Source organism: Streptomyces avidinii (assembly GCF_045161815.1).
GTDB lineage: Bacteria > Actinomycetota > Actinomycetes > Streptomycetales > Streptomycetaceae > Streptomyces > Streptomyces avidinii.
Map to the genome: position 1 here is coordinate 3,929,105 of NZ_CP108863.1, position 12,665 is coordinate 3,941,769.

10 protein-coding genes and 1 pseudogene are annotated in these 12,665 nt (G+C 70.8%); 6 read left to right on the plus strand and 5 right to left on the minus strand.

What is annotated here, in order from left to right; all coding sequences use genetic code 11:
* Positions 1-26: 26 nt before the first annotated feature.
* The 4 genes from OG373_RS17285 to OG373_RS17300 all read left to right on the plus strand — a co-directional run bounded on the left by OG373_RS17285 (position 27) and on the right by OG373_RS17300 (position 5,765).
* The gene (locus OG373_RS17285; protein WP_405439131.1) at positions 27-1,970 is read left to right on the plus strand and encodes a 2-oxoacid:acceptor oxidoreductase subunit alpha; all 1,944 of its coding nucleotides are present in this window, start codon (positions 27-29) and stop codon (positions 1,968-1,970) included.
* Positions 1,963-3,042: a 2-oxoacid:ferredoxin oxidoreductase subunit beta gene (locus tag OG373_RS17290; protein ID WP_405439132.1), complete on the plus strand. Its 1,080-nt coding sequence runs from the start codon at positions 1,963-1,965 to the stop codon at positions 3,040-3,042. The genes OG373_RS17285 and OG373_RS17290 overlap by 8 nt, the downstream gene beginning before the upstream one ends.
* 197 nt (positions 3,043-3,239) lie before the next feature.
* Positions 3,240-4,187, plus strand: coding sequence for an EamA family transporter RarD (rarD, locus tag OG373_RS17295; protein ID WP_405439133.1), 948 nt, complete (start codon positions 3,240-3,242; stop codon positions 4,185-4,187).
* A gap of 261 nt (positions 4,188-4,448) precedes the next feature.
* A complete protein-coding gene (locus OG373_RS17300) occupies positions 4,449-5,765 on the plus strand; it encodes a M28 family metallopeptidase (protein WP_405439134.1) in 1,317 nt (438 codons plus the stop codon).
* A gap of 93 nt (positions 5,766-5,858) precedes the next feature.
* Here the strand turns inward: OG373_RS17300 and OG373_RS17305 are convergent, their stop codons facing one another.
* The 4 genes from OG373_RS17305 to OG373_RS17320 form a co-directional block, all read right to left on the minus strand.
* Positions 5,859-6,275 carry a hypothetical protein gene (locus OG373_RS17305; RefSeq protein ID WP_397734818.1) on the minus strand — a complete coding sequence of 139 codons (417 nt, stop codon included), beginning with the start codon at positions 6,273-6,275 and terminating at the stop codon, positions 5,859-5,861.
* Positions 6,272-6,475: a ribbon-helix-helix domain-containing protein gene (locus OG373_RS17310; RefSeq protein WP_225884906.1), complete on the minus strand. Its 204-nt coding sequence runs from the start codon at positions 6,473-6,475 to the stop codon at positions 6,272-6,274. Before OG373_RS17310 ends, OG373_RS17305 begins: the two co-directional genes overlap by 4 nt.
* Before the next feature lie 118 nt (positions 6,476-6,593).
* Entirely contained in the window at positions 6,594-7,814 is a 1,221-nt protein-coding gene (locus tag OG373_RS17315) for a LolA family protein (protein WP_405439135.1), read from the minus strand.
* A gap of 222 nt (positions 7,815-8,036) precedes the next feature.
* Entirely contained in the window at positions 8,037-9,047 is a 1,011-nt protein-coding gene (locus OG373_RS17320; RefSeq protein ID WP_405439136.1) for a polyprenyl synthetase family protein, read from the minus strand.
* A 254-nt stretch (positions 9,048-9,301) separates the two neighbouring features.
* On the opposite strand from OG373_RS17320, the pseudogene OG373_RS17325 reads away from it, so the two are divergent.
* Positions 9,302-9,619 (plus strand): annotated as a pseudogene (locus OG373_RS17325) (MFS transporter); the annotation flags it as partial.
* Positions 9,620-9,780: 161 nt separating this feature from the next.
* On the plus strand, positions 9,781-11,784 hold the full coding sequence (locus OG373_RS17330) for a CocE/NonD family hydrolase (protein WP_405439137.1): 2,004 nt from the start codon (positions 9,781-9,783) through the stop codon (positions 11,782-11,784).
* A gap of 36 nt (positions 11,785-11,820) precedes the next feature.
* On the opposite strand, the gene OG373_RS17335 is transcribed toward OG373_RS17330, so the two are convergent.
* Positions 11,821-12,639: an HAD family hydrolase gene (locus OG373_RS17335; RefSeq protein WP_405439138.1), complete on the minus strand. Its 819-nt coding sequence runs from the start codon at positions 12,637-12,639 to the stop codon at positions 11,821-11,823.
* Between the last annotated feature and the right edge of the window lie 26 nt (positions 12,640-12,665).

A 12,665-nucleotide genomic window follows, 5' to 3' on the forward strand; every position in this document is an offset into this window, starting at 1 on the left:
TCACGCCTCGAAGGAGGTCCAGTTCAGTGACCAGCCAGGTCAGCAGCCCAGCCGAGCAGGCCGACGGGGCCGGGGGTGCGGTCGTAGGTGGACAGCGCACCCCGGAGAGCCCTGGCGGCAAGGAAGTGCGCCGCCTCGATCGTGTGATCATCCGATTCGCGGGTGACTCCGGTGACGGTATGCAGCTCACCGGTGACCGGTTCACCTCGGAGACGGCGTCGTTCGGGAACGACCTGTCGACGCTGCCGAACTTCCCCGCCGAGATCCGCGCCCCCGCCGGAACCCTCCCGGGTGTCTCCTCCTTCCAGCTCCACTTCGCCGACCACGACATCCTCACGCCGGGCGACGCCCCGAACGTGCTGGTGGCGATGAATCCGGCGGCCCTCAAGGCGAACATCGCGGACGTGCCGCGCGGCGCGGAGATCATCATCAACACGGATGAGTTCACCAAGCGCCCGATGGCCAAGGTCGGCTACGCGACCTCGCCGCTGGAGGACGGCTCCCTCGATGCCTACAACCTGCACCCGGTACGGCTGACCACGCTGACGGTCGAGGCGCTGAAGGACTTCGGCCTCTCCCGCAAGGAGGCCGAGCGCAGCAAGAACATGTTCGCGCTGGGCCTGCTGTCGTGGATGTACCACCGGCCCACCGAGGGCACCGAGAGCTTCCTGCGGCAGAAGTTCGCGAAGAAGCCCGAGATCGCCGAGGCGAACATCGTCGCCTTCCGGGCGGGCTGGAACTTCGGGGAGACGACCGAGGACTTCGCGGTCTCCTACGAGGTCGCCCCCGCCACCCGGGCCTTCCCCACCGGCACCTACCGCAACATCTCCGGGAACCTGGCACTCTCCTACGGTCTCGTCGCCGCGAGCCAGCAGGCCGATCTGCCCCTCTACCTGGGCTCCTACCCGATCACCCCCGCATCGGACATCCTGCACGAGCTGTCGAAGCACAAGAACTTCGGCGTGCGGACCTTCCAGGCCGAGGACGAGATCGCCGGCATCGGCGCGGCGCTCGGGGCGGCCTTCGGCGGCGCGCTCGGGGTGACCACCACCTCCGGGCCCGGTGTGGCACTGAAGTCGGAGGCGATCGGCCTCGCGGTGTCGCTGGAGCTTCCGCTGCTGATCGTGGACATCCAGCGCGGCGGCCCCTCCACCGGCCTGCCGACGAAGACGGAGCAGGCGGACCTGCTCCAGGCCATGTTCGGCCGCAACGGCGAGGCCCCCGTGCCGATCGTGGCGCCGCGGACCCCCGCGGACTGCTTCGACGCCGCCCTCGACGCGGCCCGGATCGCACTCACCTACCGGACCCCGGTCTTCCTGCTCTCCGACGGCTACCTCGCCAACGGGTCGGAGCCGTGGCGGGTCCCGGAGGTCGCCGACCTGCCCGACCTGAAGATCAAGTTCGCCACCGGCGCGAACCACACCCTCGGCGACGGCACCGAGGTGTTCTGGCCCTACAAGCGGGATCCGGAAACCCTCGCGCGGCCCTGGGCCATCCCCGGCACCCCCGGTCTCGAACACCGCATCGGCGGCATCGAGAAGCAGGACGGCAGCGGCAACATCTCGTACGACCCCGCCAACCACGACCACATGGTCCGCACCCGGCAGGCCAAGGTCGACGGCATCCGGGTGCCCGACATCGACGTGGACGACCCGGACGGCGCCACCACCCTGGTCCTGGGCTGGGGTTCCACCTACGGTCCCATCACCGCGGCCGTCCGCCGGCTGCGCGGCGCCGGACTCCCCATCGCCCAGGCCCACCTGCGCCACCTCAACCCCTTCCCCGGGAATCTCGGCGAGGTCCTGGAGCGTTACGAGAAGGTAGTGGTGCCGGAGATGAACCTCGGGCAGCTCGCCACCCTGATCCGGGCGAAATACCTGGTCGACGCCCAGTCGTACAACCAGGTCAACGGAATGCCGTTCAAGGCGGAGCAGCTCGCCACGGTTCTCAAGGAGGCCATCGATGACTGAGGTGACGGAGGCGACCGAGGGGGCTCGCACCCTGCTCTCGCTGGTACCGAAGGCCGAGAGCAAGCAGTCGATGAAGGACTTCAAGTCGGACCAGGAGGTCCGCTGGTGCCCCGGTTGCGGCGACTACGCCGTACTGGCCGCCGTTCAGGGCTTCATGCCCGAACTCGGCCTCGCGAAGGAGAACATCGTCTTCGTCTCGGGCATCGGCTGCTCCTCCCGCTTCCCGTACTACATGAACACCTACGGGATGCACTCGATCCACGGCCGTGCCCCGGCCATCGCCACCGGCCTCGCCACCTCCCGACGCGACCTGTCCGTCTGGGTCGTCACGGGCGACGGCGACGCGCTCTCCATCGGCGGCAACCACCTCATCCACGCCCTCCGGCGCAACGTCAACCTCAAGATCCTCCTGTTCAACAACCGGATCTACGGGCTGACCAAGGGCCAGTACTCCCCCACCTCCGAGGTCGGCAAGATCACCAAGTCGACGCCGATGGGCTCGCTGGACGCGCCCTTCAACCCGGTGTCGCTGGCGATCGGCGCCGAGGCCTCCTTCGTCGCCCGCACCGTCGACTCCGACCGCAAGCACCTCACCGAGGTCCTGCGCCAGGCGGCCGACCACCAGGGCACGGCGCTCGTGGAGATCTACCAGAACTGCAATATCTTCAACGACGGCGCCTTCGAGGTCCTCAAGGACAAGGACCAGGCACTGGAGGCCGTGATCCGGCTGGAGGACGGGCAGCCGATCCGCTTCGGCGCGGACGGCGCGAAGGGTGTCGTGCGCAACCCGGCCACCGGGGACCTGGAGGTCGTCCCGGTGACCGCGGCCAACGAGGCGCAGATCCTGGTGCACGACGCGCGGAACTCCAGCGCCACCACCGCCTTCGCGCTCTCGCGCCTGGCCGACCCGGACACGCTGCACCACACCCCGATCGGGGTGTTCCGCAGCGTCGAACGGCCCGTCTACGACACCCTCATGGCCGACCAGCTCGACGCGGCCATCGACCGCAGCGGCAAGGGCGACCTGGGGGCCCTGCTGGCCGGCAACGACACCTGGACCGTCGTCGGATAGCGGGCGGACACGACGCACACCCCGGAGCCCGGATCCTGCACCAGGATCCGGGCTCCGTCGCGTCCGGCAGGGGCCGGAGGCGGGCGGGCCTCGCGGGCCCCGAAAGATGTCATGAGTATCTCTTGATTACGGGCATGACATCTGGGCCGTACGGCGATACCGTCGTGAAGTTGGCCGGAAGTCGCACAGGAGGCCCCGTGAAGGCAGAGAACGAGCAGCGCACGGGTTTGCTCTACGGATTCGGCGCATACGGGATGTGGGGGTTGGTCCCCCTCTTCTGGCCGCTCCTGAAGCCCTCCGGGGCCGTCGAGATCCTCGCCCACCGCATGGTGTGGTCCCTGGCCGTGGTCGGCCTGGCACTGCTCGCCCTGCGCCGCTGGGGCTGGATACGGGAGCTGCTCCGCCAGCCCCGGAAACTCGGCATGAGCGCGCTGGCCGCCACGGTGATCACCGTGAACTGGGGCCTGTACATCTGGGCCGTCAACAACGGGCACGTCGTCGAGGCGAGCCTCGGCTACTTCATCAATCCGCTGGTCAGCATCGCCATCGGCGTACTGGTGCTCGGTGAGCGGCTGCGGCGCGCACAGTGGGTGGCGGTCGGCCTCAGCTTCGCCGCCGTCCTGGTGCTCGCCATCGGCTACGGGCGGCCGCCGTGGATCTCGCTGGTCCTGGCCTTCTCCTTCGCCACCTACGGGCTGATCAAGAAGAAGCTCAACATGGGCGGGCTGGAGTCGCTGGCCGCGGAGACGGCCGTACTGTTCCTGCCGGCCCTCGGCTACGTCCTGTGGCTCGGCGCGCAGGGCCAGTCCACCTTCGCCTCGCACGGCGTCGGCCACGCAGCCCTGCTGGCCGCGACCGGGCTGGTCACCGCGATCCCGCTGGTGTTCTTCGGGATGGCGGCGATCCGGGTCCCGCTGTCCACCCTCGGGCTGCTCCAGTACATGGCCCCGGTGTTCCAGTTCGGGCTCGGCGTCCTGTACTTCCACGAGGCCATGCCGCCCGAGCGCTGGGCTGGCTTCTCCCTGGTGTGGGCCGCGCTCGCGCTCCTCACCTGGGACGCGCTGCGGACGGCGCGGCGCTCCCGCATCAGGCTGGAGGCGGCGGCGCCGGCCGTCGTGGCGGCCCCGGCCCGCGAGCCCGCGTAACGGACACCCGGCGGCGCGCTCCAGGGCACGCAGCAGGGCCACCCCCAGGGGCACGCACCAGCAAACCCCCCACACCCTCGATCCCCGGTACGGACCACCCGTACCGGGGATCGTCCGTTTTCCGAACCGCCCTGACCGAATTGTGGTCTTGACGGACAGTCACACTCTCGCTGAACATCAGGCTCGCACTGACGCACTAACGCTCACCTGCTCTATCCCCGCTCGTTCCGTCATATCCCCGCGGAATCCCGGAGCCCCCACATGAGCCTGTCCGTCTCCCGGCGCCTCGCTGCCGTGACCGCGTTCGCGGTCGCCGGCCTGTTCGCCTCCACCGCCCCCGCCGCACTCGCCGCCCCCACGGCGGTCGCCGCGGCGCCGACACCGCCCGACATACCGCTGGCCAACGTCAAGGCCCACCTGTCGCAGCTCTCGACGATCGCCGCCAACAACGGCGGCAACCGCGCCCACGGCAGGACCGGCTACAAGGCCTCGATCGACTACGTGAAGGCCCAGCTCGACGCGGCCGGCTTCACGACCACCCTGCAGACCTTCACCTCCAGCGGCGCCACCGGCTACAACCTGATCGCCGACTGGCCGGGCGGCGACCCGAACTCGGTGCTGATGGCCGGCTCGCACCTGGACTCGGTGACCTCGGGCGCGGGCATCAACGACAACGGCTCCGGCAGCGCGGCCGTCCTGGAGACGGCCCTCGCCGTCTCCCGGGCCGGTCTGCAGCCCACCAAGCACCTGCGCTTCGGCTGGTGGGGCGCGGAGGAGCTGGGCCTGGTCGGGTCGAAGTACTACGTCAACAACCTGCCGGCGGCCGAGCGGGCCAAGTTCGCCGGGTACCTGAACTTCGACATGATCGGCTCGCCGAACCCGGGCTACTTCGTCTACGACGACGACCCGACGATCGAGCAGACCTTCAAGAACTACTACGCGGGCATCGGCGTCCCGACCGAGATCGAGACCGAGGGCGACGGCCGCTCCGACCACGCCTCCTTCAAGAACGTGGGCATCCCCGTCGGCGGCCTGTTCACCGGAGCCAGCAACACCAAGTCATCCGCGCAGGCGCAGAAGTGGGGCGGCACCTCCGGTCAGGCCTTCGACCGCTGCTACCACTCCTCGTGCGACAACCTGTCGAACATCAACGACACCGCCCTGGACCGCAACTCCGACGCCGTCGCCTACGCGATCTGGACGCTCGGGGCGGCCACTCCGGTCCCGCCGGGCCCGTCCTTCGAGAACACGACGGACGTGACCATCCCGGACTCCCCCGCTGCGGCGGTGACCTCTTCGGTCACGGCCTCCGGTGTGACGGGCAACGCGCCCGCGACCACCAAGGTCGACGTGAACATCGTCCACACCTACCGCGGTGACCTGGTGGTCGACCTGCTCGCCCCCGACGGCACCGTCTACAACCTGCACAACCGCAGTGGCGGCAGCGCCGACAACCTCGTCCAGACGTACACGGTCAACGCCTCCAGCGAGGTCGCCAACGGTGTCTGGAAGCTGCGGGTCAAGGACGCCGCGGCGCAGGACACCGGCTACATCAACAGCTGGAAGATCACCTTCTAGGCCTTCCGGCCCGCTGGTCCACGCCTGCGGGCCGTCGGTCCGGCCTGCGGAACTCCAGGGCTCCGGCGCGATCCGATCCGGTCGTGCCGGAGCTCAGGTGTCCTCGGCGCGGGTCTGCCCCGACACCTGGAGCGGCCCCTGGATCCTGGCGCGCAGCTCCGAGGCCACGGCGGCGATGTCCGCCCGCCCGCACTTCGCCGCCTCCACCAGATCGCCGAGCTCCTCCGGCGAGGGCAGTTGCTTCGCCCCGGCCACCCGCAGGTACGAGCGGGTGGCCGCGGCCGCGTAGAACTCGTTCATCGGGGATTCCAGCGCGGGGCACACCGCGAGGGTGTGCAAAAACGCGGCGGCCCGCCACGCGGTGTCCGGGGCGGGCTGTTCGGGCACCAGGACGAGGTCGTTCTGGTGACGGGCGACCGCGGCGGCCACCCCGGAGGGATCCCACACGGCGGGATCTGACGGTAGATGGTGGGCCAGGGCGGTCCAGGCCCACTCCATGGTGATCTTCAATTGCCGAACCGCTCCTGGAAGTAGCCCCAGTGGTCGGCGAACTCCTCTATGCCGGAGAGGAAGTTCTTCCGGTCCTCGTCGAGTTCCCGCTCGGTGACCTCGGTGATCAACGCGGTGACCGTCGTCCCCAGCGCCGCCGCACGCGCCTTGAGGCGTTCGTGGAACTCTTCGTCCAGGCGGATGGTGACGTGTCTCGACATGTCCATCACCGTACAGCGGGTGCGCTGTACGGGTGGCAGGAATGCCGCAAGGGTGGGCAGGGACACAGTCCCGGCCCACCCTTGCGGCGCGCTCGCCCGTCGGGCGGCTTCCGTACGACTACTTGTTGGCGTTGGCCGCCTGCACCAGCGCGTCCTTGGTGACCGCGCCGACGTAGACCTTGCCGTCGTCCGTGATCAGTGCGTTGACCAGGCGGGTCGACAGGACGCGGCCCTCACCGAACTTCCCGTTGACCTTGTCCCCGAGGGAGTCGAGGAACTGCTTGGCCTCCTTCGGGGCGTTCTTGTCGTTCTCCAGGTCCTTCAGGCTGCGCTGCGCGCCGGAGTCGATCCGGGCGATGGTCGACCAGCCCTCGCCGAGCACCTTCACGTCGCCCTTGCCGCCCGCGCCGCCGGCCAGGTCACCGAGGCCCGGGAAGGACTCCAGCGCCTTCCAGTGCTCGTCCGCGCCGTCCTTGCCCTTGCCCGCCCCGTCGACGCCCTCGGTCACCTTGGCGCCCTTGGGCGCGGTGAAGGCGAAGGTGTCCGCGGCCGGCTTGGCGAAGTCCACCTTGGTGAAGCCGGCGTCCACGATCGGCTTGCCGCCCTGGGCGGAGAGCACCTGCACGCGCAGCGGCACGCCGTTCTTCGCGTCCACCGCGATCTGGACCGAGCCGACCGTGGAGCCGCTCTGCTTGGGCTTGAGCACCAGCTGGTAGGCGTCCCGCCCGGCCACCTGCGCGGTCCCGCCGACGCTGACGTCCGTGGTGGGGCCGGCGGCGGCCAGGAGGTCCTCGGCCAGCTTCTGCGGCGAGGCGGCGAGCCGGTCGCCGGTCTTGTGGTCCTTGCCGTCCTTGCCTTCCTTGCCCTTGCCGGCGTCGGCGTTCTTCTCGTGGAAGACCTCGTTCGACTTGGAGTCGTAGCCCCACACGTCGTCGCCGTTGTGGATGAGGCTGTACTCGTCCTTGCCGTCGAGGAAGGTCAGCCGCTGGCGGTCCGGGCCGTCGGCCGCGACGCGCAGGGTGTGGCTGCCGTTCGCCAGCTGGGCGACCTTGTCCTCCGGGTTGGCGGAGCCGCCCGCGATGCCACCGCCGCCGAGCAGCCCGCTCGCGATCTTCGGCAGACCGAGGTCGGTGGTGATCCGCGCGGTCCCGGACAGCTGCTGCACGTCCGAGGCGGCGACCTTCTCGATGAGCTGCTGCGCCGTCACCTTCGGCAGGTCGGGCCCGCCGGCGTTCGCGAAGGCCGGGACCATCGCAACGGTCGCCGCGGCCACACCCGCCACCGCTACCGCTACGGCGTACCGGGCGGCCTTGCGAGAAGTCTTGGTGTTCGGTGCCATGTCAGTGCCCTGCCCTCTGTGTCGACTGCGGTGACCACCGTGTCGCCGCGCTCACCCGATCTGGTGGGGTTTGATGACTCCATCTGACCAAATCCGCGGCCCGGGGGCGTCAGTCCCCGGACGCAACTCGGCGTACGCCCGTGGGATGACATGCAAAGGGCCCCCCTCCCCCGACCCGTAGGGGTCGCCGGGGCGGAAGGGCCCGTTCCACAGGTGCGGAGGCTATCCGGCGCGGTGCACCACGGCATCGCACAGCTCTTCGAGGGCCGACTTCGCGAAGCACTCCGGCAGCGGGACGAGCGCGGCGCGCGCGTCCTCGGCGTACTGGATGGTGTCGCGGCGGGCCTGCTCCAGCGCGGGGTGCACCCGCAGCCGGGTGAGGACCTCCGCGTGGCGGGCGTCGTCCGTCAGGTCGCCGTCCAGGAGGGATACGAGCTCCAGGTCGGCCGGGTCGCCGCCCCGGGCCGCCATCTCGCGCAGCCGCAGGACAGGCAGCGTCGGGATGCCCTCGCGCAGGTCGGTGCCCGGGGTCTTGCCGGACTCGTGCGCGTCGGAGGCGATGTCGAGGACGTCGTCGGCGAGCTGGAAGGCGGTGCCCAGCCGCTCGCCGTACTGGGTCAGGATGTCGACGACCGACTCGTCGGCGCCGGACATGAGCGCGCCGAAGCGGCCGGAGACCGCGATCAGCGAGCCGGTCTTGCCGGCGATGACGTCGAGGTAGTGGGCGACGGGGTCGCGGCCGTCGCGCGGACCGGCCGTCTCCAGGATCTGGCCCGTCACCAGCCGCTCGAAGGCCTCGGCCTGGATGCGTACGGCCTCCGGCCCGAGGTCGGCCAGGATGTGCGAGGCGCGGGCGAACAGGAAGTCACCCGTGAGGACGGCCACCGAGTTGCCCCAGCGGGCGTTGGCGCTCTCCACCCCGCGGCGTACGTCCGCCTCGTCCATGACGTCGTCGTGGTAGAGCGTCGCGAGGTGCGTGAGCTCGACCACGACGGCGGACGGCACGATGCCGGGCGCGTACGGATCACCGAAACGGGACGCGAGCATCACCAGCAGCGGCCGGAACCGCTTGCCGCCGGCCCGGACCAGGTGCTGTGCGGCCTCGGTGATGAAGGGGACTTCGCTCTTGGTGGCTTCCAGCAGACCCGCCTCGACGGCGGCCAGTCCGGCCTGGACATCGGTCTCAAGAGCCTGGTCCCGCACGCTCAGTCCGAACGGCCCGACGACGGTCACGAGGGGTACTCCTGTCTGCTGACGATCACGCTGACGATCACATGGATTGTCGATGTGTCGCTGCCATCACTCAAGCCAGCGTATCGGGTCTGTTTTCGATCACCGAGAGCGCCTTCCCGGCCACCACCCGCGCACTGCCCGATGCACACCGGTATGTTCTGGATAAGTCGAATCAACCGGAGAATACGCTTTGCCCAGAACTGCGACCGATATGGACGAGCCCGCGGATCCGGAGGCCGACCGGCCGCCGCCCCGCGACGACCGTCTCCGCGGCCTACGGGACCATGGTCTACCTCGTCGCCGGCGGATGGCTCGCCGACCGCATCCTCGGTTCGTACCGCGCTGTGCTCCGGGGCGGCATCCTGATCGCCTGCGGCCACTACGCCATGGCCGCCGCCATCGGCATGACCGCGGGCCTGGTCCAGTACGTCCTGGGCCGCCGCCATCCGGCCGGAGGCAAGCACTCCGCCGAGTACGCCCTCGCCCCCGACGCGATGCGCCGCGCCGTGCGGCGGATCGCCGGCGGCGGCCTCGCCCTCGCCGCGCTCGCCACCCTTCCGGCGGTCATCGGCCGGCCTGCTTCGGCCTCAACGGCGCCGTCGCGGTGGCGGTGGGCGTGGCCGTGATGGCGATGGCGCCGTGGCTGCGGCGCACGATGCACCCCGTCCGCTGAGGCCGGGTCCGAGCGATACGTCCGAGGGATACGTCCGAGGCGATTGGCGGCCGAGACCAGATGATCATCCGTACCGACTTCCCCTACGGCACCACCCACGAGGATGTCCGGATCCCGCTCCCCGACGGCGTGGAGCTCTACGCGCGGATCTGGCGCCCGGTGACGGACGAGCCGGTTCCGGCGCTGCTGGAGTACCTCCCGTACCGGCTCACCGACTGGACGGCGCCGCGCGACTGGCAGCGCCACCCCTGGTACGCGGGGCACGGCTACGCCTCGGTACGGGTGGACGTGCGCGGGCACGGCTGCAGCGGCGGCCGGCCCGGCGACGAGTACGACGCCCGCGAGCTGGCCGACGGGGTCGCGGTGGTGGAGTGGCTGGCGGCGCAGCCGTGGTGCACGGGCTCGGTGGGGATGTTCGGGATCTCGTGGGGCGGGTTCAACTCGCTCCAGATCGCCGCCCTGGCCCCCGAGCCGCTGAAGGCGGTCGTCACCGTCTGCTCGACGGACGACCGGTACGACAACGACGTCCACTACATGGGCGGCTCGGTGCTCGCCGTGGACATGCACGCGTGGGCGGCGACCATGCTGGCCTTCGCCTCGCGGCCGCCGGACCCGCAGTTCGTCGGCGACGGCTGGCGCCGGCAGTGGCTGGACCGGCTGGAGGCGGTGGAACCCCTCGTCCACACGTGGCTCTCCCACCAGACGCGCGACGACTACTGGCGCCACGGCAGCGTCTGCGAGGACTACACGGCGATCGGCGCGGCGGTGCTCGCGGTCGGCGGCTGGCACGACCCGTACCGGGACACGGTGCTGCGGCTGGTCGAGCACCTGCCGCCGGCCCGCGTACGGGGCCTGATCGGGCCCTGGTCGCACCAGTACCCGGACCGCGGGCTGCCGCCGGGACCCGCCATCGGCTTCCTCCAGGAGACCCTGCGCTGGTGGGACCACTGGCTGAAGGGCGCGGACAACGGGGTGATGGAGGAGCCGCTGCTGCGCACCTGGATCAGCGACTCGCACCCGCCGGCGACGGTGTACGAGGAGCTCCCGGGCCGCTGGGTCGGCGAGAAGGCCTGGCCCTCGGCATCGGTCATCCCCGTCCCGTACGTGTTCCAGGGCGCGCCGGTGGACGTCGCCTCCCCGCAGCACACCGGGCTGGACGCGGGCCGGTTCTTCCCCTTCGGCAATGACGCCGACCTGCCGCCGGACCAGCGGGAGGAGGACGCGAAGTCGGCCTGCTTCGAGTTCCCGGTGGGGCGCGAGGAGCCGGTGGAGATCCTGGGACGGCCGTCGGTCACCCTGCGGCTGCGGCTCGACGTCCCGTACGGGCAGGTCGTGGCCCGACTGTGCGACGTCGCCCCGGACGGCTCCTCGACACTGGTCACGCGGGGCGCGCTGAACCTGTCCGCCCGCCGGGGCCGGGACCGGGCGCTGCCCTGGCCGGTGGGCTCGTACGAGGACGTCACCTTCGAGCTGAACGGCATCGGGCACGCCTTCGCCCCGGGGCACCGGATCCGCCTCGCCGTGTCCTCCGCGTACTGGCCGTGGATCTGGCCGCGGGCCGGCTCCGAGGCCGGCTGGACCCTGGACCCCGCGGGCAGCGCGCTGACCCTTCCCGTGCGCGCCGCGTCGGCGGCGGACGGCGGGATCGTCTTCGAGGCCCCGGAGCAGTCGGAGCCGCTGGGCGTGGCCTTCCCGGAGACGCTCGACGAGCCGCGCCCGGAACGGCTCGTCGTACGGGACGTCGCGCGCGGGACGTGGCGGCTGGAGGTGGACCCGCGGTACGGGGGCACGCGGGTGTACCCGGACGGCCTGGAGTACGCCGAGGACGCGGAGGAGGTGTACGAGATCCAGGACGCGGACGCGCTGTCGGCGCGCACGCTCTCGCGGTGGCGGATCCGGCTCCACCGGCCGGAACTGGGCTGGGACGCGCGGGTGGAGACCCGCTCGGAAATCTCGTGCGACGAGGGCGGTTTCCTGACGTCGAACGAGGTGGTGTGCCGGGACGGGGACGAGGTGGTCTTCCACCGCACGTGGGAACGCCGCTTTCCGCGGGCCGCGGGCTAGGCCGTCCGGGGGGGGCGGGGCGGGGCGGCTGAATCCTCAGCCGAACAGCCGCTCCAGCACCACCGCGATGCCGTCCGCCTCGTTCGACAGGGTGATCTCGTCGGCGACAGCCATCAGCTCGTGGTGGGAGTTGGCCATCGCCACCCCATGGGCGGCCCACGCGAACATCGGGATGTCGTTCGGCATGTCCCCGAAGGCGATCGTCCCGGCCGGGGACGCGCCCAGGATCTCCGCCGCCCGCGCGAGCCCGCTGGCCTTGTCGATGCCCGGCGGCTGGAGTTCCACCGTGTGCTCGCCCGCCATCGTGACGTTCACCAGGTGGCCGACCACCGAGCGCGCCACCCGCGTCAGTTCGTCGTCGTCCAGTTCCGGGTGCTGGAGCAGCACCTTGTTGATCGGCGCCGACCACAGGTCGCAGCGTCGCCGGACGCTGACCGTCGGCAGGTGGGGGTGCCACATCCGGTAGCCCGGCCCTATCAGCATCTCCGCGTCCACCCCCTCCTGGTTGACCGCCGCGTAGACCTCGCCGATCTCCGCCTCGATCTTGCCGAGGGCCACCTCGGCCAGCTCGCGGTCCATGGACACGGAGTGCAGCAGGCGCCCGCGCGCCGCGTCGTACACCTGCGCGCCCTGCCCGCACACCGCGAGCCCCGTATGGCCGAGCCCGTCCAGGACGTGTCGGACCTGGGGGACGGGGCGTCCGGTGACGATGATGTGCTGGGCGCCGGCCGCGCGTGCCGTCGCGAGTGCCGCGTGGGAACGGGCGGAGACGGTGTCCCCGGCTTGCAGCAGAGTCCCGTCCAGGTCAGTGGCGATCAAGGCATAGGGAAGGGCCGGAGGCGGGGCGGAAGTCACGGCGCCAAGGATACGGACCCCTTTGG

Coding starts and splice junctions, on each gene's coding strand:
- OG373_RS17290 (WP_405439132.1), top strand. CDS start 1,963: ATGACTGAGGTGACGGAGGCGACCGAGGGGGCTCGCACCCTGCTCTCG.
- OG373_RS17300 (WP_405439134.1), top strand. CDS start 4,449: ATGAGCCTGTCCGTCTCCCGGCGCCTCGCTGCCGTGACCGCGTTCGCG.
- OG373_RS17310 (WP_225884906.1), bottom strand. CDS start 6,475: ATGTCGAGACACGTCACCATCCGCCTGGACGAAGAGTTCCACGAACGC.
- OG373_RS17315 (WP_405439135.1), bottom strand. CDS start 7,814: ATGGCACCGAACACCAAGACTTCTCGCAAGGCCGCCCGGTACGCCGTA.
- OG373_RS17330 (WP_405439137.1), top strand. CDS start 9,781: ATGATCATCCGTACCGACTTCCCCTACGGCACCACCCACGAGGATGTC.